The 769-nt window shown below is 42.3% G+C and carries 2 protein-coding genes; both read left to right on the forward strand.

Annotated elements, in window-relative coordinates; all coding sequences use genetic code 11:
- A partial coding sequence (locus tag ACWF4Z_RS38390) for a DNA translocase FtsK (protein ID WP_452248119.1) occupies positions 1–290 on the forward strand: 290 nt, incomplete at its 5' end.
- 249 nt (positions 291–539) lie between these two features.
- A partial coding sequence (locus ACWF4Z_RS38395; protein ID WP_452248120.1) for a Mur ligase domain-containing protein occupies positions 540–769 on the forward strand: 230 nt, incomplete at its 3' end.

The raw sequence follows: 769 nt of genomic DNA on the forward strand, positions 1-769 counted from the left end.
TTTCCCACGTCAGAAGCCAAATGCCGCCGACCTATTTATTTGAACAAGAAGAGCTCGTAAGACAAGGATCTGCCCTGAAAGAAGAGGACGAACTGTTTTACGAAGCGTGTGAGTTTGTTGTAGAGCAAAACAGTGCGAGCACTTCAAGCCTGCAAAGAAGATTCAGAATCGGTTACAATCGTGCGGCAAGGCTGATCGACATGATGGAAGCGGAAGGCATGATCTCTGAGGCAAAAGGAAGCAAGCCTCGAGAGGTGCTGATCACAGCAAGTGATTTAATAAACGAATAATATGGGTTCATTTTCACACCAAACATGGTATGATAGTGTTTAGAGCATTTAACAGCTATGCCGCTTTACAGCAGCTGTGCATAGACAAATCTTGATATCTGGGTTTAATCGGAAAGAAATAACCTGATACTAAACATAACAAAACATATAAAATACGCCGCTAAGGGAGGCTTTTCAGCCGCCGCGGTCGCAAATTGAAATGAGCGTCATATACTGGGGAACAGATAGACGTTTGTTGGAGGTACAATTATGACTGTTTATCATTTTGTTGGAATAAAAGGGACCGGTATGAGTCCGCTTGCCCAAATACTTCATGATAATGGATATACTGTCCAAGGATCGGATATCGAAAAATTTATTTTTACGCAAACAGCGCTTGAAAAAAGAAATATTACGATTCTTCCTTTTAGCGCGGAAAATATTAAACCCGGCATGACAGTCATCGCCGGAAACGCATTCCCAGACACGCATCCTGAAAT

Source organism: Kribbella sp. NPDC055071 (assembly GCF_053608045.1).